The sequence below is a fragment of the Corallococcus praedator genome, from assembly GCF_003612125.1.
Classification (GTDB): domain Bacteria; phylum Myxococcota; class Myxococcia; order Myxococcales; family Myxococcaceae; genus Corallococcus; species Corallococcus praedator.
The window spans coordinates 1-467 of the sequence record NZ_RAWI01000932.1; the positions used below are offsets into that span (position 1 = coordinate 1).

Annotated in this window: 1 protein-coding gene; it reads left to right on the forward strand. The window is 70.0% G+C overall.

The genetic code is table 11. From position 1 onward, the window contains the following. A partial coding sequence (locus D7Y13_RS42460) for a polysaccharide biosynthesis protein (RefSeq protein ID WP_158626220.1) occupies nucleotides 1-467 on the forward strand: 467 nt, incomplete at both ends.

Sequence of the window (467 nt, forward strand, 5' to 3'; positions counted from 1 at the left end):
GATCGACGCCTGCATCGACCGCAAGGTCAAGCGGGTGGTGGCGCTGTCCACCGACAAGGCGTCGAGCCCGATCAACCTCTACGGCGCCACCAAGCTCGCCTCCGACAAGCTGTTCGTGGCCGCCAACGCCTATGCGGCGGGGCACGACACCCGCTTCGGCGTGGTGCGCTACGGCAACGTCATGGGCTCGCGCGGGTCGGTGATCCCGCTCTTCGCCTCGCTGCGCGCCACGGGCGTGCTGCCCGTCACCGACCCGCGCATGACCCGCTTCATGATCACCCTCGAGCAGGGGGTCGAGCTGGTGTGGCACGCCCTCGACGACCTGGTGGGGGGCGAGATCTACGTGCGCAAGATCCCCTCGATGACGATCGGCGCCATCGCCCGCGCCGTCGCCCCCGAGGCCCGCGTCGAGGTGGTGGGCATCCGCCCCGGCGAGAAGCTGCACGAGCAGATGATCGGCTTCGAGG